General features: G+C 72.0%; 15 protein-coding genes, 1 pseudogene and 1 riboswitch. Of the genes and pseudogenes, 8 read left to right on the forward strand and 8 right to left on the reverse strand.

Annotation, left to right across the window (positions count from 1 at the left end; genetic code table 11):
• The first annotated feature begins 236 nt into the window (after positions 1 to 236).
• Complete coding sequence (locus tag ACH4SI_RS34160) at positions 237 to 1406, forward strand: steroid 3-ketoacyl-CoA thiolase (RefSeq protein ID WP_398302664.1); 1170 nt, start codon at positions 237 to 239, stop codon at positions 1404 to 1406.
• A gap of 111 nt (positions 1407 to 1517) precedes the next feature.
• Positions 1518 to 2045: a hypothetical protein gene (locus ACH4SI_RS34165; RefSeq protein ID WP_398302666.1), complete on the forward strand. Its 528-nt coding sequence runs from the start codon at positions 1518 to 1520 to the stop codon at positions 2043 to 2045.
• Between the two features lie 59 nt (positions 2046 to 2104).
• Here ACH4SI_RS34165 and ACH4SI_RS34170 read toward each other — a convergent pair whose 3' ends face one another.
• The 5 genes from ACH4SI_RS34170 to ACH4SI_RS34190 all read right to left on the reverse strand — a co-directional run bounded on the left by ACH4SI_RS34170 (position 2105) and on the right by ACH4SI_RS34190 (position 7830).
• Complete coding sequence (locus ACH4SI_RS34170; RefSeq protein ID WP_398302668.1) at positions 2105 to 2926, reverse strand: ECF transporter S component; 822 nt, start codon at positions 2924 to 2926, stop codon at positions 2105 to 2107.
• Positions 2923 to 4551: an ABC transporter ATP-binding protein gene (locus ACH4SI_RS34175; protein ID WP_398302670.1), complete on the reverse strand. Its 1629-nt coding sequence runs from the start codon at positions 4549 to 4551 to the stop codon at positions 2923 to 2925. The genes ACH4SI_RS34170 and ACH4SI_RS34175 overlap by 4 nt, the downstream gene beginning before the upstream one ends.
• Positions 4548 to 5663: a CbiQ family ECF transporter T component gene (locus ACH4SI_RS34180; protein ID WP_398302703.1), complete on the reverse strand. Its 1116-nt coding sequence runs from the start codon at positions 5661 to 5663 to the stop codon at positions 4548 to 4550. Before ACH4SI_RS34180 ends, ACH4SI_RS34175 begins: the two co-directional genes overlap by 4 nt.
• 281 nt (positions 5664 to 5944) lie before the next feature.
• The gene (locus ACH4SI_RS34185) at positions 5945 to 6583 is read right to left on the reverse strand and encodes an SCO2322 family protein (protein WP_398302672.1); all 639 of its coding nucleotides are present in this window, start codon (positions 6581 to 6583) and stop codon (positions 5945 to 5947) included.
• Complete coding sequence (locus ACH4SI_RS34190; RefSeq protein WP_398302674.1) at positions 6583 to 7830, reverse strand: prenyltransferase/squalene oxidase repeat-containing protein; 1248 nt, start codon at positions 7828 to 7830, stop codon at positions 6583 to 6585. The genes ACH4SI_RS34185 and ACH4SI_RS34190 overlap by 1 nt, the downstream gene beginning before the upstream one ends.
• Positions 7831 to 7995: 165 nt before the next feature.
• Positions 7996 to 8074: riboswitch (cobalamin riboswitch) on the reverse strand.
• 377 nt (positions 8075 to 8451) lie between these two features.
• On the opposite strand from ACH4SI_RS34190, the gene ACH4SI_RS34195 reads away from it, so the two are divergent.
• The gene (locus tag ACH4SI_RS34195; protein ID WP_398302676.1) at positions 8452 to 8706 is read left to right on the forward strand and encodes a hypothetical protein; all 255 of its coding nucleotides are present in this window, start codon (positions 8452 to 8454) and stop codon (positions 8704 to 8706) included.
• Between the two features lie 362 nt (positions 8707 to 9068).
• Positions 9069 to 10196 (forward strand): LCP family protein, encoded by a 1128-nt coding sequence (locus tag ACH4SI_RS34200; RefSeq protein WP_398302678.1) that lies wholly within the window; start codon positions 9069 to 9071, stop codon positions 10194 to 10196.
• 88 nt (positions 10197 to 10284) lie between these two features.
• Here the strand turns inward: ACH4SI_RS34200 and ACH4SI_RS34205 are convergent, their stop codons facing one another.
• Positions 10285 to 10680 carry a nitroreductase/quinone reductase family protein gene (locus tag ACH4SI_RS34205; protein ID WP_398302680.1) on the reverse strand — a complete coding sequence of 132 codons (396 nt, stop codon included), beginning with the start codon at positions 10678 to 10680 and terminating at the stop codon, positions 10285 to 10287.
• Positions 10681 to 10780: 100 nt separating this feature from the next.
• Here ACH4SI_RS34205 and aac(3) point away from each other — a divergent pair, with 100 nt between their 5' ends.
• The gene (gene aac(3), locus ACH4SI_RS34210; RefSeq protein ID WP_398302682.1) at positions 10781 to 11629 is read left to right on the forward strand and encodes an aminoglycoside 3-N-acetyltransferase; all 849 of its coding nucleotides are present in this window, start codon (positions 10781 to 10783) and stop codon (positions 11627 to 11629) included.
• A 7-nt stretch (positions 11630 to 11636) separates the two neighbouring features.
• On the opposite strand, the gene ACH4SI_RS34215 is transcribed toward aac(3), so the two are convergent.
• Positions 11637 to 12680, reverse strand: coding sequence for an MBL fold metallo-hydrolase (locus ACH4SI_RS34215; protein ID WP_398302684.1), 1044 nt, complete (start codon positions 12678 to 12680; stop codon positions 11637 to 11639).
• Positions 12681 to 12812: 132 nt separating this feature from the next.
• On the opposite strand from ACH4SI_RS34215, the gene ACH4SI_RS34220 reads away from it, so the two are divergent.
• Complete coding sequence (locus ACH4SI_RS34220) at positions 12813 to 14279, forward strand: aldehyde dehydrogenase (RefSeq protein ID WP_398302686.1); 1467 nt, start codon at positions 12813 to 12815, stop codon at positions 14277 to 14279.
• Positions 14279 to 14536 carry a ferredoxin gene (locus ACH4SI_RS34225; protein WP_398302688.1) on the forward strand — a complete coding sequence of 86 codons (258 nt, stop codon included), beginning with the start codon at positions 14279 to 14281 and terminating at the stop codon, positions 14534 to 14536. Before ACH4SI_RS34220 ends, ACH4SI_RS34225 begins: the two co-directional genes overlap by 1 nt.
• Positions 14537 to 14633: 97 nt before the next feature.
• Here the strand turns inward: ACH4SI_RS34225 and ACH4SI_RS34230 are convergent, their stop codons facing one another.
• Positions 14634 to 15260: a response regulator transcription factor gene (locus ACH4SI_RS34230; RefSeq protein ID WP_398302690.1), complete on the reverse strand. Its 627-nt coding sequence runs from the start codon at positions 15258 to 15260 to the stop codon at positions 14634 to 14636.
• A gap of 429 nt (positions 15261 to 15689) precedes the next feature.
• Between ACH4SI_RS34230 and ACH4SI_RS34235 the strand changes: the two are divergent.
• Positions 15690 to 16899 (forward strand): annotated as a pseudogene (locus tag ACH4SI_RS34235) (IS200/IS605 family accessory protein TnpB-related protein); the annotation flags it as partial.
• Between the last annotated feature and the right edge of the window lie 78 nt (positions 16900 to 16977).

The raw sequence follows: 16977 nt of genomic DNA on the forward strand, positions 1-16977 counted from the left end.
GCCACTCCAGATCTGACGGCCTATCAGAAAGTGTTCAGAAGGTAGTAACGGGTTCTATAACTAGCAAGGTCCATGCCGGGCCTTCTTGAGGCGGACGCCTCAACTCGCCCTGTGCACAACCCTTGCGCCGTCAGGGCGGGGCTCAGCAGACTGAGCGAAGAACTAGAACGCGTACTAGTTCTGACGCGGGCGCGCTGCCGGGAGCCCCGCGGACGCGATGGAGAAGAGGACGAGTCATGGCCGCGGAACCCGTCATCGTCGAAGCCGTACGCACCCCCATCGGAAAGCGCGGAGGGGCGCTCGCCAATCTCCATCCCGCGTACCTCCTCGGGGAAACCTACCGCGAACTCCTCGCCCGCACCGGCATCCAGCCCGACTGCGTCGAGCAGATTGTCGGCGGCACGGTCACCCACGCGGGAGAGCAGTCCATGAACCCCGCGCGCAACGCCTGGCTGGCCGTGGGCCTTCCGTACGAGACGGCGGCGACGACCGTGGACTGCCAGTGCGGGTCCTCCCAGCAGGCCAACCACATGGTGGCCACGATGGTCGCCACCGGCGTCATCGACGTCGGCATCGGCTGTGGCGTCGAGGCCATGTCGCGGGTGCCGCTCGGCAGCGGCTCCAAGCACGGTCCTGGCAAGCCGTTCCCCGACGAGTGGAACGTCGACCTCCCCAACCAGTTCGAGGCCGCCGAGCGGATCGCCCGGCGGCGCGGGATCACCCGGGAGCACGTCGACACCCTCGGCCTTTTCTCCCAGGAGCGCGCGGCGCGGGCCTGGGCCGAGGAGCGCTTCAAGCGCGAGATCTTCGCGGTGCAGGTGCCCACCACCGAGGAGGAGCAGGCGGCCGGAGAGGGCATGTGGCGGGCCGTCGACCGGGACGAGGGGCTGCGCGACACCAGCATGGAGGCGCTCGGCGGGCTCAAGCCCATCATGCCGACCGCCGTGCACACGGCGGGCAACTCCTCCCAGATCTCGGACGGCGCGTGCGCGGTGCTGTGGGCGTCCAAGCGGATGGCCCGCGCGCTGAAGCTGCGGCCCCGTGCCCGGATCGTGGCCCAGGCCCTGGTCGGCACCGATCCGCACTACCACCTCGACGGTCCGATCGACGCGACACGGGCGGTGCTGGGGAAGGCCGGGATGACGCTCAAGGACATCGACGTGATCGAGATCAACGAGGCGTTCGCGTCGGTCGTGCTGTCCTGGGCGCGGGTCTTCGAACAGGATCTGGAAAAGGTGAACGTCAACGGCGGCGCCATCGCGCTCGGCCACCCGGTGGGGGCCACGGGAGCGCGGCTGATCACCACGGCGCTGCACGAACTGGAGCGGGCGGACAAGGAGTTCGCGCTGATCACGATGTGCGCGGGCGGGGCGCTGGCGACGGGGACGATCATTCAGCGGCTGTAGCGATACGGAGCGTTTCGGCGCGCTTCGGGCTTCGGCGCTTCGAGCGATGCTCGACCGGTGGGCGACATGATGCGGCACGTCATGCGGTCGGAGTCGAAGGGAAGCGACGACATGTCAGCTCGCCGAATGCTCACCGGTACGTTCCTGGGGCTCGGAGCCCTGTTCATGGCACAGGCCGCGGTCGCCCCGGCCGCCAGTGCCGCGCCCGTCCCCGTGACCACCCTCAACTGCGATGGTGACACCTACAAGTGCACGGCCGGGCTGCGGTTCGGTGACGGCAGGTGGTTCGCGGACTGGAGCGCGAACGTGTTCCACCAGAGCGCGGCCCGGGCGGCGTCCACCCAGGCCGCCACGTCGGTGCGGGCGCCGGTCCCGGTGACGACCCTCAACTGTGACGGTGACACCTACAAGTGCACGGCCGGGCTGCGCTTCGGCGACGGCAGGTGGTTCGCGCAGTGGGACGCGCGGATCTTCCACCAGGGGGGAGCGCAGGCGATGAAGGCGCCGCGGGGCGAGGCCGCGCCCGTACCGGTGACGGCCCTGAACTGTGATGGTGACACCTACAAGTGCACGGCCAATCTCCAGTTCGGTGACGGCAGGTGGGTCGCGCAGTGGGACGCGAGGATCTTCCACCAGTAAGGGCATGTGAGGGCGGGCCCGGTGCGTCACACGGCGCACCGGGCCCGCCTCGTTGTACGTCAGCTGCGCTCGAACGTCACCGGCGCCTCGAACGCCGCCCGGCGCGTGGCGCGCCGCAGCGCCCGCAGGATCGGCCCGCCGAGGGTGAGGGTCAGCACCACCGTCACCACCGCGCGCGGCAGGTCCCAGCCGAGCGAGGTCGCCAGGCAGTACGCGACGAAGCGGGCCAGGTTCGCGCCGACCGGATCGCCCGGCACGTAAGCGATCCCCGAGGACATCCCCTGCATCAGCGTCCAGCCCTGGAGGTTCATGGCCGTCCCGTACGCCACGGACGCGACGGCCCCGTACCCCGCGAGCAGCGCCACCTCGCGGCGGCCGCGCAGCCGCCCGCCGCCGGGCAGCAGCCCCGCGCCCAGCGCGACCCACCCCATCGCCAGCATCTGGTACGGCATCCAGGGCCCGACGCCGCCCGTGAGCAGCGCCGACGCGAACATCGTCACCGCGCCGAGCACGAATCCGAACCCGGGGCCGAGCACCCGCCCCGAGATCACCATCAGGAAGAACATCGGCTCGATGCCCGCCGTGCCCGCGCCCAGCGGCCGCAGCGCCGCGCCCGAGGCCGCCAGCACCCCGATCATCGCGATGGCCTTCGCGTCAAGACCGGTGTCGGCGATCGTCGCCACGACCACGGCGAGCAGCAGCGGCAGCAGCGCGGCGAACAGCCAGGGCGCGTCGGCGGCGTGGGCGGCGACGCCGGAGTGGGCGGGCGCGAGGAGCGGCCAGGCGAAGGCGGCGACGCCGACCGCGGAGACGAGGGCGAGGGCGACGACCGAGCGCGGCCCGAGCCGGACGGCCCGTACCCGGAAAACCTGAGACGTCATCGCGCCCCCTCCAGCGCCTCGCGCACCTGCGGCACGGTCAGCCACGGCAGCGGCGCGAGGATCTTCGCGACCTGCGGGGCGAAGGCGGGGGAGGACATGACGACCTCCGCCGTCGGCCCGTCCGCGACCACCTCGCCGTCGGCCAGGATGACGACCCGGTGGGCGAGTTCGGCCGCCAGCTCCACGTCGTGCGTGGCCAGCACGATGGCGTGGCCGTCCGCCGCCAGCCCGCGCAGCACCCGCGTCAGCCGTGCCTTCGCCGCGTAGTCCAGTCCGCGCGTCGGCTCGTCCAGCAGCAGGAGCGGCGGGCGGGCGGTGAGGATGACGGACAGCGCGAGGGCGAGCCGCTGCCCCTCGGACAGATCGCGCGGATGGGTGTCGTCCGCCACCTCGGGCAGCAGGTTGCCGACCAGCGCCCGGCAGGTGCCGGGCGCAGCCCCCGCGTCCACGTCGGCGGCCGCGCACTCGGCCGCCACGGTGTCCGCGTACAGCAGGTCGCGCGGCTCCTGCGGTACGAGCCCTACGTGGCGCAGGAGTTCGGCGGGGCGGGTGCGGTGCGGTACGAGGGGTTCCGCCCCGACGCGCAGGGTTCCGGCGGCCGGTTCGTGCATCCCGACGAACGCGGCGAGGAGCGTCGACTTCCCGGCCCCGTTGCGGCCCATCAGCGCCACCGTCTCACCGGGCCGCACCGACAGGCTGACGTCGCGCAGCGCCTCGACGCGCCCGTGCCGTACGGAGAGCCGCTCGGCGTGGCCGGCCGGTGCTCCGCCCGGCGCTTCGCGCGGCAGCGGTGCGGGCGGTGTGAGCGGCGCCAGCCGCTCCCGCAGCGCCCCCGCCCTGCGGCGGGCGTCCCGTACGGACAGGGGGACGGGGGCCGTCCACCCCGCGAGGCCGCCCAGCGCCACGACCGGCGGCTGTACGGGCGAGACCGGCATGATCTCGGCCGGTTCGCCGACGACCGGGGCCGCGCCGGGGGCGGGCAGCAGGATCACCTGGTCCGCGTACTGCACCACCCGCTCCAGCCGGTGTTCGGCCATCAGCACGGTCGTGCCCAGGTCGTGCACCAGCCGCTGCAACACGGCCAGCACCTCTTCCGCGGCGGCGGGGTCGAGCGCCGAGGTGGGCTCGTCCAGGACCAGCACCCGGGGGTGCGGGGTGAGCACCGACCCGATCGCGACCCGCTGCCGCTGCCCGCCGGAGAGGGTCGCGATGGGCCGGTCGCGCAGCTCGGCGAGGCCGAGGAGGTCGAGGGTCTCCTCGACGCGGCGGCGCATCGTGTCGGGCGGCAGGCCCAGCGACTCCATCCCGTAGGCGAGTTCGTCCTCGACGGTGTCGGTGACGAAGTGCGCGAGGGGGTCCTGGCCCACGGTGCCGACGACATCGGCCAGTTCGCGGGGCTTGTGGGTACGGGTGTCCCGCCCCGCGACCGTGACCCGGCCGCGCAGGGTGCCCCCGCTGAAGTGCGGCACCAGCCCGGAGACGGCGCCCAGAAGTGTCGACTTGCCGACTCCGGAGGGGCCGACGAGCAGGGCCAGCTCGCCTTCCGGGACGGTGAGTTCCACCCCGTGGAGGGCGGGCCGGGCGGCGCCGTCGTAGGTGACGGACACCTGCTCGAAGCGGATCACTGCGTGGCCTCCTCGGTTTCGTACGACACGGGTGGGGCCGGGGCGACGACTGCCGGGAGCAGGCCCAGCAGGACGCCCGCCGCCGGCCACAGCGGCAGGTCCGGTGCGGTGAGCGGAACGGCGGGCGGGTTCAGGGACTCCGGTGTGTACGAGGCGGCCCAGATCATCAGCGCCGCGACCGCCACCCCCGACCCCGACACCAGCCAGGCCCGCACGCCCCAGCGGTCCGGCCGGTAGCGGCTGCGGACCGACCGCCGCCCGCCCAGCCACAGCCCGCCCAGCGCGGCGGCGAGCCCGGCCAGCAGCAGCGGCAAGCCGTACACCGCACCCTCCGAGGCCAGCAGTCCGTACGTACCGCAGCAGACCCCGAGCAGCCCGCCCAGCGTCAGCGCGGCCGTCGTGCGGCGCACGGCGGGCGGCACCTGCGCGGTGCGGCCGTAACCACGCGCGTCCATCGCCGCCGCCAGCGCCACGGACCGCTCCAACGCGCCCTCCAGCACCGGCAGCCCCACCTGGAGCAGCGCCTTCACCCCGCGGTCGGGGCGGCCCCGCAGCCGCCGCGCCGCGCGCAGCCGCCTGACGTCGGCCACCAGATGCGGAGCGAAGGTCATCGCCACGACCACCGCCACCCCCGCCTCGTACAGCGCGCCCGGCAGCGACTTGAGCAGCCGCGCCGGGCCGGCCAGCGCGTTCGCCGCGCCGACGCACACCAGCAGCGTGGCCAGCTTCAGCCCCTCGTACAGCGCGAACACCAGCCCCTCGGCCGTGACCCGCCCCCCGATCCGCACCCCCTGCGCCCAGTCGGGCAGCGGCACCTCGGGCAGCGTGAACAGCACGCGTGTGCTGGGGATCGGCGAGCCGAAGAACAACGCGAAGAGGAGCCGGATCGCGAGCACGACCAGCCCGAGCCTCAGGAACGCGCCGTACGAGCGCGCCCACGGCGCGTCGGTGCGCCGCACGGCCACGACATAGCCCGCGACGGCGACGATCAGCCCGAGCAGCAGGGGGTTGGTCGTGCGGGACGCGGCCGTACCCAGCCCCAGCGCCCACACCCACCACGCCCCGGCGTGCAATGCGCCCCCGCGGCGCGGGGTGGGGGCCCCATGCCGGATGACGCGGCCGCCCCCACGGCGGCCGGTACGGATCGGGGCCGGGGCGCTGTCGGCGCCGACGGGGCGCGCCGCGCGGCGCCACAGGGCGCTCGCCGTCTCGGTGCCCCACGCCCCTGCCGCTTTCACGCCCGGCGGTGGCGCGTCGGCGCGGTCGGTGTGGTGCGGGAGCGGGACGCTGCCCGCGCCGGTGGGGCGCGCTGCACGGCCGCCCGCTGCCCGCGCCCGCAGCGCGGCGAGGGCCGTCTCGCGCGGCAGCCCGTTCGCCCCCGTGCCCACCGCGGTCACGCCCGGCGGCGGCGTGTCTGCCACACCGCCGCGGCGCCGAGGGCGAGCACGACGGCCGTGCCGCCGATCAGCCCGGCCGAGGGGCCTCCGTCACCCGTGTCATCGTCCTTCTGCGCGGCCACCGCCTCCCCGCAGCCCGACTTCGGGTAGGCCGCGATGGCGCACAGCAACGCGGAGGAGTTGTAGCGCAGCGGCTTCGCCACCGCCGCAAGCGCCTCACCGGCCGTCGCGTCCGCGCCCACCCGCGCGCATGCGGTACGGGACTTCGGCGGCGTACGGCCGTCCGGCGCGTCCTGCGCGGTGCCGAAGTCGAGGACGACCGCGATCCGCTTCGTGCCGCGCTTGGCGGGCGAATCCGCGCCGCAGATCGCGTCGAAGCGGGCCGTGCCCCGCGGCCGGGCGGCGTCGCGGGAGTCCTCGCTGACGGCGAAGCGGAAGCCGATCATGTCGCCGTCGCCGGGCCGGGCCGCGGAGGGGCCCTGCGCCGCGTACGTCCAGCCGCCGCCGTCGCCGCCCCGCTGCCAGAACGACCAGTAGCGGTACCCCTCGGCCTGGGCGGGCGCGGCACCGGCGAGTACGGCGACGAGCGGGAGCAGCACCACGGGCAGCAGCCGGATCACCGAGCGGCCGACCATCAAAGCTGCTGCCTCTTACGGCCGCTGAGCAGGAAACCTATGCCCATACCGGCCACCGCGCAGCTTCCCACGATCCACCAGACGCTGCCCGTTCCGCCGTCGTCCTTCTTGTCCTCCTTGCCCTCCTTCTCCGAAGCCTGCTCCTCGGCAGGCTTCGGGCCGGTGGCGTTGAGCTGCTCCACGAGGTCGGCGTCGCCGAAGTGCCGGGGGTCCCCGCCGGCCGCGTGCGCCGCGAGCACCAGCTTGGCCAGCGCGCCCGGGTCGCCCTTCGCCCAGGCCGCCGCGCCGCTGTCCTTGCCCTGGAGCCACTGCAGCGGCCTGGCCGCGGCCGCGCTGTGCTCACCCGCGGCGAGCGCCATGACCGCGTCGGCGGTGGCGCCGAAGTCCGGCTGGTCCTTGGATGCGCCGGGCGTCGCGGACTTCAGGTGCATGCCGTTGCCGGACATGGTGGTGGAGAGGTAGGCGAGCGCGGCCTCGGAGGCGTCCTCCGGCGTACGGTCCGCGCCGCCCTTCCCCTCACACGCCAGCGGCTCGGGGCTCTTGCCGTCGTCCTTGCCGGCCGGGTCGAAGGCGAAGCCCGAGCCCCGGGTGGCCAGCGCCGCGCTCACGGTGGCCAGGTCGTTGGCGGCGGGCTCGCCCTTGCCGGAGGTGTACGCGAACGCCCCCCGCTGCCCCGCCTTCGCCGAACAGCCCAGCTGAAGCCCGAGCAGCGCGTCGTACGGGGTCTTGCCGCTCGCCGCGGCCGCGACCTCCACCGGATCCAGACCGGTCGCGGCGAGCGCGCCGACCGCGGCCGAGGTGGAGTTGGCGTCGCTCGTGCCGCCGGGGTTCATGCCCCAGCCGCCGTCCTCGTTCTGGCTCCGCTTGAGCCAGCCGACGCCCTTCTCCACCGCCGCCGACCGGCCGCCCACCGCGGCCAGCGCCTGTATCGCGGCCGAGGTCGCGTCCGTGAACTCGCCCTTCTTCGGATCGCACGCCGTGCCGGTGTCCGCCCGGTACGCGGCGAAGCCGCCGTCCGCGCACTGCTGCCCGGCGAGCCAGTCGACGGCCGACTTGGCCGGTTTCACCCCCACCGCGTCCTGGGCGAGCAGCGCGAGGGACTGCCGCCACACCCCGTCGAACTTGGGGTCCTTCGTGCCGTACAGCCCCTCCGGACGCTTGCCGTCGTCGCCATGAGCGGCGGGTGCGGCGGTCGCGCACAGGGCGGCGGAGATGGCCAGAGCCGCGACGCTGCGGCGTACGTTCATGGCTGGGGTGCCTCTCGATCAGGGGCGTGACGCAGCCACGCACGGCAGCCCACCCACGTACGGAACACGTCCCCCACGCGGTGGCACCGGGCTCAGCTCCGCATCCCACGACGGTGCCGCCGCCGGACACCCGGACGGCGGGAGCCTCCTGCGTCGCGCCCGCCCAGGTGCTCCGGCTCGCACGGCCCGCCGGGGCGCGTGCTCACGGTTGCGGGTCAGCGCCGGACTTCCACCGACTTCCCCTGCCCGAACGCGGATGAAGTTCTCCCGCCCACTTTAACCGGACGCTTCACCCGCTGACGACGCCGCGGTCCCGTCCGGCCCGCCCGGCCTGTCCCCGGTAACTCCAATGCGGAATAGCCAAGTTGAAAAATCGGGTCGCCATCCCGTGAACGGAATTGGTAACGCAACGAAAACATCGTTGTGAAACGAGCGTGAAGGCGGTTTCGGCAGGTTCGGCCCGGCAAGGAGAGGCCCATGAGCAACCCCCATGGCCACATAGCGGATAACGCTTCTCCGTACCAGCACGACCCGAATGCTCCCTACCAGGGAGATCCCGGTCCTCCCGCCCCTCGACGCCGAGCAGGCAATTCGAGTGGTCGCGGGGCGGATCGGACAGCCTTGATCATTCACAGCCTCGCGGACATCGCCGCCGTTTTCCTTGGGCTGTGGCTCCTGCTGTACCTGCTCGACGCCAACGAGGCGAATGTCTTTGTCGACTTCGTGCACGGTGTGGCGGACTGGCTCGCCTGGTGGTCGCAGGACATCTTCACCATGGAGCCCGAAGGCGTGCGCGTCTTCTTCAACTACGCCCTGCCTGGGGTGATTTACCTCGCTATCGGCCACGGAGCCGCGGCGTGGGTGCGGCGGCTCTGACCTCGCGCCCGCTGGGGCAACCCCCGCCCGTCGGGGGTGCCCCGTAGTCCCCCGTAGCCCCCGGGTAACACTTTCCGGCCGGTCGGCGCTGACGACGATGAGGCTGCCTCGAGGCAAATCCGGCAGCGTAATCACATGACCACCGGAGGGTCACCGAACACGCGGAAGAACGGAAGATCGCAGACGTGCTCGCGATGCGCGAAGATCACGCTGCTTTCTTCCGTGGGCAGTCACGAAAAGGAATCGCACCGCAACCCAGAGATGATGCCTCTGGCGATGCGGCGATATTTTTCTTGCCCTGATGAGGATGCTGTTCTCATCGACTTGCATTTACTCCCCATGAGTAATGCAGACTGCCGGGCATGCGCCCATACGACAGCAGAAACGATGGTTACCAGAACCCCGCCACGCGTGTGATGCCGCAGGGTGGGGGTCCCGGCGTCCAGCCCCAGTACGGCGTCCCGTCCGACTACGACGACGGCTACGACGATGAACCGTACCGACGCCCCCGCCGCCGCGGCCGGACGGTGAAACGCGTCCTGGTCACCCTGGTCGTCGTCCTGCTGGTCGCTTCGGTCGCCACGTACTTCTGGGCCGACTCCAAGCTCCGCAAGGAGGTCGACCTCAGCCAGGTGATCGACCGCCCCCAGGCGGGCGACGGCACCAACTACCTGATCGTCGGCTCCGACAGCCGCGAGGGCATGTCCGACCAGCAGAAGAAGGACCTGCACACGGGCTCCGCCGACGGCAAGCGCACGGACTCCATGATGATCCTGCACGACGGATCCTCCGGCCCGACGCTCATATCCCTGCCGCGCGACTCGAACGTGACCATCCCGAAGTTCCGCGGCTCCGAGTCCGGGAAGATCAAGGGCCCCATGGGCGCCACCAAGCTGAACGCCGCGTACGCCATGGACGGCCCGCAGCTGCTCGTCCGCACTGTCGAGGCCAACACCGGCCTGCACATCGACCACTACGCCGAGGTCGGCTTCTCCGGCTTCGCCAACATCGTGGACGCCATCGGCGGCGTCGACATGGACCTCTCCAAGGGCTTCAAGGACAAGCAGGCCGGCGCCGACTTCCAGGCGGGCGAGCAGACGATGAACGGGCAGCAGGCCCTCGCGTTCGTCCGCAGCCGGCACGCGTTCGCCGCCAGTGACCTGGAGCGCACGAAGAACCAGCAGAAGTTCCTGTCCGCCCTCGCCTCCCAGACCGCGGCGCCCGGCACGCTGCTGAACCCCTTCAAGCTCTACCCCGCCATGGGCGCCGGGCTGGACACCCTGATCGTCGACAAGGACATGAACCCGTACTACCTGGCCCAGATGTTCCTCGCGATGAAGGACGTCACCAGCAACGGGGGCAAGTCGCTGAACATGCCGACCTCGGGCAGCGTCGGCGGCAACCTCCAGTGGGACCAGGCCAAGGTCAAGCAGCTCGTGCAGCAGCTCAACAACGACGAGCCGGTCACCGTCACCGACAACACCCCCTGACGCCACCCCTCCGCGCGCGAGCCCCCGCCCCTCGCGCGCGGAGACCGCCGCCGCGCTACTCGCACTTGGCAACCCCTTGGGGGGTCGCTCAGTCGCTGAGGTCGACGCGCACGGTCAGCAGGTCGTTGCCGAGGGTGCGGACCGCGGCGCTGTTGTAGCGGGGGAGGGACTTGAGGCGGGCGCGGGGGTCGTCCTCGGGGAGGGGGTGGGCGGTGCCGGTGTGCCAGGTTCCCTTGATGCGGACCCGGACCCTGGGGTCGGCCCGGAGGTTCCGTACGTACTGCGACCTGTCGCCGAACTCCGAGACGAACCAGAACGCGTTGCCGACGCGGCGTCCGCCGACGGGGGTGCGCCGGGGCAGGCCGGAGACCCGGCCGGTGGTCTCCAGGAGGGTCTGGAACGGCAGCCGGGAGAGGACCGGGTTGCCGACGCGCCGCTGGAAGGTCGTGACGACGCGGTGCTTGAGCTCGTGGTGGCGGGACATCGCGGCCCTCTCGTTCGTAGGTCGGTCCAGATAGGCCCATGGTGCACGGTCCGGGGGAAAAGCGGGTGCCGGGGACTCGCGGGTTTGCTTGGGTGGCGGCATGGACGAATGGGGACTTCTGGAGCGTTCCGGCGGACCGGTGACACGGAGCCGGTTGGCGGGGGATCTACGGGCGCTGGGGGTGGAAGAGGGCGATGTCGTCATGTTCCACACCCGGTTGTCCGCCCTCGGTTATGTGGCGGGCGGGCCGCGGACCGTGATCGGGGCGCTGCTGGACGCCGTGGGGGAGGGCGGCACGCTCATGGCCTACTGCGGCTGGAACGACGCGCTGCCGTACGACTTCGCCACCTGGCCCGCGGAGTGGCAGGAGGCCGTACGCGCGGAGCATCCCGCGTACGATCTGGCGCTCAGCGAGGCAGAACACGCCAACGGCCGGTTGCCGGAGGCGTTGCGGCGCCGGCCGGGGGCGGTGCGCAGTCGGCATCCCGATGTGAGCTTCGCCGCGGTCGGCGCGGAGGCGGAGTCGTTGACGGCCGGCCATCCGTGGGACCACCCGCATGGGCCGGGCAGCCCGCTCGCCCGGCTGGTCGAGGCGGGCGGCAAGGTGCTGCTGCTGGGGGCTCCGCTGGACACGCTGACGATCCTGCACCACGCCGAGGCGGTCGCGGACGCGCCCGGTAAGCGGTTCGTCGAGTACGAGCAGCCGGTCCTGGTCGACGGGCGGCGGGTGTGGCGGCGGTTCCGTGACATCGACACCGAGGACGGGGCGTACGACTACTCTCCGGTCGTTCCCGAGGGCACCTGCCCGTTCACGGTGATCGCGCGGGACATGCTGGACGCGGGCATCGGCACCCGGGGCGAGGTCGGGGCCGCCGAGTGTCATCTGTTCGACGCGGCGGAGACGGTGCGCTTCGGAGTGGAGTGGATCGAGGGGAGACTGCGGCGCTGAGCCGGGCTCAGCGGGCCTGGTAGGCGATGGGGTCGGTGCCGGGGACGGGTTCGGCTTGGTTCAGGTTGACCAGGCGGCGGAGGTGGGCTTCGGCCTCGGATACGGCGATGTTGCGGGAGCCGTAGGGGATGTCGGGCCAGGGGCGGTTCCACTCCATGCGCTCGGCGAGCTGCCAGGGGGTGAGCGGCGTGGCGAGGAGGGCGCGGAGGCCCGCGAGGCGGGTCTCGTGGTGGTCGAGGAGGGCGCGGACACGGGCGGAGGCGTCGGTGAAGGCGTGCTGGTGGGCGGGGAGGACTTCGGCCGGGTCGAGGGTGGCGACCCGCCGCAGGGAGGTGAGGTAGTCGCCGAGGGGGTCGGTGCGGTTCGCGTCGGTCGGGTCCTCGTACAGGCCGATGTGCGGGCTGATCTCGGGGAGGAGGTGGTCGCCGGAGAAGAGCCGGCCGTGGCCGTTGAGGGCCGCGGGGTGGGCCTCTTCCAGGTGGAGGCAGATGTGGCCGGGGGTGTGGCCCGGTGTCCAGATGGCGCGGAGCCGGCGGCCGGGGAGGTCGAGGAGTTCGCCGGGGGCGATCTCGCGGTCGGGGAGGGCGGCCCGTTGTCCCGGGAGGTTCGTGCGCCCCTCGGCGCGGGCGGCGCGCAGCGGGGCGAGGTGGTCCTCGGGGGCGCCGGCGGCGGCGAGCTTTTCGGTGAGGTAGTCGAGCCAGAGCGTGGGGTCGGCCTCGCGGGTGCGGCGTACGACGTGGGCGTCGGCGCCGTGCATCGCGATCCACGCCCCGGAAGCCTCCCGGACCTGGCCGGAGAGGCCGTGGTGGTCGGGGTGGTGGTGGGTGACGAGGACGCCGTGGATCTCGGAGACAGCGGTGCCGCAGGCGGCCAGCCCGGCGGTGAGGGTGTCCCAGGCGGTCGGGTCGTCCCAGCCGGTGTCGATGAGCACCGGCCCGCGGTCGGTGTCGAGGAGGTGGACGAGGGTGTGGCCGAGCGGGTTGTCCGGGATGGGGACGGGGATGCTCCACACCCCGCCGCCGTGGTCGGTGACGTCGGTCGCCTCGGGCACGGGTCCCCCTTTCCGCGCGTGCGGCCGGGCCGCAGCAGCGCATGCATTGCTGACTATAACGGGAACTGGTATCAGTTCTGATGCAGCGTCAGATACTCACCATGCGGCGGTCTTCGGCAGGAGGCATCAGCGATGGGCGACCTCATCGAGTACGGGCAGCTCTTCATCGGCGGGGCGCTGGTCGATCCGGCCGGGGCGGAGACCATCGAGGTCGTCTCGCCGCATACGGAACAGGTCATCGGGCGGGTGCCGCACGCCGCACGGGCCGATGTGGACCGGGCGGTCGCGGCGGCGCGGCGGGCGTTCGACCAGGGGGAGTGGCCGCGTATCCCGCTGGAGGAGCGGATCGCCGTCGTCACGCGGATCAAGGACGCGATCGCCGTACGGCACGAGGAGATCGCGAAGGTCATCAGCGCGCAGAACGGCTCGCCGTACTCCTGGAGCGTCCTGGCCCAGGCGCTCGGCGCGATGATGGTGTGGGACTCGGCGATCACGGTGGCGCGCGACTTCACGTTCGAGGAGCGGCGCGCCGGGGTGCTCGGGCCGCTGCTGGTGCGGCGGGAGCCGGTCGGGGTGGTGGCGGCCGTCGTGCCGTGGAACGTGCCGCAGTTCGTGGCGGCGGCGAAGCTGGCGCCGGCGCTGCTGGCGGGCTGTTCGGTGATCCTCAAGCCGTCGCCGGAGACGCCGCTGGACGCGTATCTGCTGGCGGAGATCGCGACCGAGGCGGGGCTGCCGGAGGGGGTGCTGTCGATCCTTCCGGCGGACCGGGAGGTCAGCGAGTACCTGGTCGGGCACCCGGGCGTCGACAAGGTGTCGTTCACGGGGTCGGTGACGGCGGGCAAGCGCGTGATGGAGGTGGCCTCGCGCCATCTGACCCGGGTGACGCTGGAGCTGGGCGGCAAGTCGGCCGCGGTGATCCTGCCGGACGCGGACCTGGAGGCGGCGGTCGCGGGCATCGTGCCCAACGCGTGGATGAACAACGGGCAGGCGTGCGTCGCCCAGACCCGCATCCTCGCCCCGCGCAGCCACTACGACGAGCTGGCCGAGCGTTTCGCGGCCGCCGCCTCGGCCCTGGTGGTCGGCGATCCGCTGGACCCGGCGACCCAGGTCGGCCCGCTGGTGGCGCGGCGGCAGCAGCGGCGCTCGCTGGACTACATCGCGCTCGGGCAGCGCGAGGGCGCCAAGGTGCTGACCGGCGGTGGGCGCCCCGAGGCGCAGGAGACGGGGTGGTACGTGGAGCCGACGCTGTTCGGGGACGTCGGCACGGCGATGCGCATCGCCCAGGAAGAGATCTTCGGCCCGGTCATCTGCCTGCTGCCGTACGGGGACGAGGAGGAGGCGGCCCGGATCGCCAACGACTCCGACTACGGGCTGTCGGGAAGCGTGTGGACGGCGGACGTGGCGCACGGCATCGACTTCGCGCGGCGCATCCGCACCGGTACGTACTCCGTGAACACCTTCAGCCTGGACATGCTCGGGCCGTTCGGCGGCTACAAGAACTCCGGCCTGGGGCGGGAGTTCGGCCCCGAGGGGCTGTCGGCGTATCTGGAGCACAAGATGATCCACCTGCCGCAGGGGTGGGACGGGGAGCAGGGCTGATGGGGGACCGCTGGCGGGTCGAGGTCGACCGCGGCGTCTGCATCGGCTCGGGGTTCTGCGTGAGCAGCGCGCCCGGCGGATTCCGACTGGACGCGGCGCGCCAGTCGCATCCGGTGGAGCCGGAGGCGGACGCGTCCGAGGCGGTGCTGGTGGCGGCCGAGGGGTGCCCGGTCGAGGCCATCGCGATCCGGCTGCTCGAAAGCGGTGAACAGATCTTTCCGCCCGATGAGGAGAGCCGGGATGAGGAAAGCCCGTAGGAGCCCATGAGGAGTGGACGCGCCCGACGAGAGCGGTCATGCCGCTTCGGCGGGCGCTGGTCCCTCAAATGACGTACGTCTTTTGGTACACGGGCCGTCAGACCCAGCCCTCACACCGTGAGATGCGGATGGCGTCCACCCGGTTCCGCGCCCCGGTCTTCCGGGTGATCGCGGCCAGGTAGTTGCGTATCGTCCCGTTGGACAGATGCAGGGTCCGGGCGATCTCCGCGATGGAGGCGCCGTCGGCCGCCAGCGACAGGACGCCCAACTCGCGCTCGGTCAGCGGGATCTCGGCCGCCTTGAGGAAGCCGTAGCCCAGTGAGTCGTCGATGAACCGCTCCTGCTTGGCCACGTGTCGGATGCCGTCCAGCAGGCGCTGGGGCGGGGCGTTCTTGTCGATGTACCCGAGGGCCCGGGCCTTGTGCGCGCGGCGCAATTGGCCGGGGCGCCCGGCGTTGGCCAGTACGAGCAGTCCGGACTCGGGGGCGCACTCCGCCGCCGGGGCCTCGGCCATGAGCTTGCCCAACTCGCCCTTGCGCGCGGCCTTGTCGGAGCCCGGGCAGTCCGTGTCGACGACGCAGACGTGCGGCCGTAACGAGCGTGCTCTGCTACGCGCGTCACGCCATGCGGCGGAATCCACCTCGAACTCAGGTTCGGCTTGTATCAGTGCGGCCAACGCGGACCGCAGCAGGTAAGAATCATGTACCAGAAGAACCCGAATCACGGAGTTCTTCACCCCCTGTAAACGTTGATCCGTCGCACGCGGTCGTCGCTCTGTCGCGCGCCGTTCATGAATACCGGGATAGCCCTACCCGTGAACGCGAAATTTGCGCCAAAGGGGGGCGTGCAGGCGCACCTCATTCTGCCTGTGCGCGCCCCCAGGGCGCATCGTGCGCCTCTTGCGCCCCTTCCGCGCCCGTTACCGAGACCCGCGACGGGGTGGCGAGCTGTTGCCGGTTGGACGCGCTTGGGTGCGTTGTAGTGCGCGTGAGTGAGTATCGACGATCAGGCGAGGAGCCATGGAAGGGAACGGGAGTTCTTGTGTCGTATGCGTGACCTGTTGCGGTGTGTGCTCGTTGGGTGTGGTGAGGAATCTTCGAGCCGGGCAGGACGAAAAGGTCCTGCGCCTGATCGGTGACCTGCTGGGCTCCAGCGGCTGTCGCTGCCGGTCGAGGCGAAGGGCTCTCACGGGATGCCGGGTGGTTACCGCTCCCGGCGGGAGTGGTTCGCCAAGTCCCGCCGCCTGCGCCTGCTGCAGGACCGGCTGGAGCGGGAGCGGGCCGACCGTGAGGCCGGGCGGGTGCGGGTGGTGCGGGGTGGAGGGAAGCTGCTGCGCCACCGGCACAACCTCACCGCCGCACAGCTGACCGAAGCCGAGTGGCGTGGGCGGTGGGAGGCGGAGCGCTGGTTCCTCGCCGCCGACGGCGAGTCCGGGAAGACTTACGGGAACGAGACGATCCGGGTCAGCCCCGGTGGTGAGGTGAGCATCAAGCTCCCCGCGCCGCTGGCCGGGCTGGCGAACGCACCCCATGGCCGGTATGTGCTGGCGTGCCGGGTCGGCTTCCGACACCGGGGTGAGCAGTGGGCCGACCGTATCGCGGCGAACCGTGCTGTGGCCTACCGCATCCACTACGACACCGACCGGGACCGCTGGTATCCGACCGCCTCCTGGCAGATCCCATCCGTACGGAAAGCACCCCTGGAGGCAGTCCAATCCGCAGGGCTGATCGGCGTCGACACCAACGCCGATCACCTGGCTCACCGGCTGCGCAGCGCACCGCGGGATGCGCAGGTGCGACATGCGCTGATCCGCCTGCTGCACTGGGCAAGACGCCACGGGGTGGCGATCGCGGTCGAGGACCTCGATTTCGCAGCGGAGAAGACGCGCGAGAAGCACGGGCGCAAGAAGCGGTTCCGCAAGCTGATCTCCGGTATGCCCACCGCCAGGCTGCGGGCACGGCTGGTGGCGATGGCCGCCGAACTCGGCATCACCGTCGTCGCCGGTCGATCCCGCCTACACCAGCCGCTGGGGCGCCCATCACTGGCAAAAACCGCTGACCAGAAAGAGGAGGGAGCCCTCTCGCCATCACGCGGCAGTGGTGGCGATCGGCAGGCGCGCCCTTGGGTACCCGGTCCGGCGACGGACGCCACCGCCCCCACAGCACCGGAGCGATGCTGTGGGGCATCGGAGCGTCCAGGCCGCACCGGGTGTCCCGGGGCGTGAGGAAACCCGCCCCCGCGTTCCCGGACCACGGACACGATCCGTCGGCGCCGGACGCGGAGCGAAAGCGGGCGACCAGGGTGTCCACAACCGTTCGGGGCACCCGGCTGAGCACGGGTCCTGGTACCAGGACTCACAGTGATGATTGCGGTGGCACCGCCTGGAGACCTGACTCGAGGACTCACTGGCGCTTCGGCTGTCTTTCGGGAGAACCGTCGGT

This window comes from Streptomyces sp. NPDC021212 (genome assembly GCF_044332925.1).
Classification (GTDB): Bacteria; Actinomycetota; Actinomycetes; order Streptomycetales; family Streptomycetaceae; genus Streptomyces.

Excerpts from the sequence above, each read along its gene's own strand:
- ACH4SI_RS34165 (WP_398302666.1), top strand. The coding sequence starts at position 1,518 with ATGTCAGCTCGCCGAATGCTCACCGGTACGTTCCTGGGGCTCGGAGCC.
- ACH4SI_RS34170 (WP_398302668.1), bottom strand. The coding sequence starts at position 2,926 with ATGACGTCTCAGGTTTTCCGGGTACGGGCCGTCCGGCTCGGGCCGCGC.
- ACH4SI_RS34220 (WP_398302686.1), top strand. The coding sequence starts at position 12,813 with ATGGGCGACCTCATCGAGTACGGGCAGCTCTTCATCGGCGGGGCGCTG.
- ACH4SI_RS34205 (WP_398302680.1), bottom strand. The coding sequence starts at position 10,680 with ATGTCCCGCCACCACGAGCTCAAGCACCGCGTCGTCACGACCTTCCAG.
- ACH4SI_RS34160 (WP_398302664.1), top strand. The coding sequence starts at position 237 with ATGGCCGCGGAACCCGTCATCGTCGAAGCCGTACGCACCCCCATCGGA.
- ACH4SI_RS34200 (WP_398302678.1), top strand. The coding sequence starts at position 9,069 with ATGCGCCCATACGACAGCAGAAACGATGGTTACCAGAACCCCGCCACG.
- ACH4SI_RS34225 (WP_398302688.1), top strand. The coding sequence starts at position 14,279 with ATGGGGGACCGCTGGCGGGTCGAGGTCGACCGCGGCGTCTGCATCGGC.
- ACH4SI_RS34185 (WP_398302672.1), bottom strand. The coding sequence starts at position 6,583 with ATGGTCGGCCGCTCGGTGATCCGGCTGCTGCCCGTGGTGCTGCTCCCG.
- ACH4SI_RS34190 (WP_398302674.1), bottom strand. The coding sequence starts at position 7,830 with ATGAACGTACGCCGCAGCGTCGCGGCTCTGGCCATCTCCGCCGCCCTG.